Annotated in this window: 1 protein-coding gene; it reads left to right on the forward strand. The window is 68.2% G+C overall.

Annotated elements, in window-relative coordinates:
* Positions 1-236: acyltransferase domain-containing protein (locus KUF83_RS42970; protein WP_217454627.1), on the forward strand; the 236-nt coding region annotated here is incomplete at both ends.

The raw sequence follows: 236 nt of genomic DNA on the forward strand, positions 1-236 counted from the left end.
CCGGCTGGCGTTCCTGTTCACGGGGCAGGGTGCTCAGCGGGTGGGCATGGGCCGGGAGTTGGCCGCGTCGTTCCCGGTGTTCGCGGAGTCGTTGGAGCGGACGTGTGACCTGTTGGATGTCGGCCTGGAGGGTCTGGAACGTCCTCTGCGGGAGGTGCTGTTCGCGGAGCCGGAGAGCGATGCGGCTGCTCTGCTGACGCGGACGGTGTATGCGCAGGCGGCGTTGTTTGCGGTTG

This window comes from Streptomyces sp. BV286, assembly GCF_019090165.1.
Classification (GTDB): Bacteria; Actinomycetota; Actinomycetes; order Streptomycetales; family Streptomycetaceae; genus Streptomyces.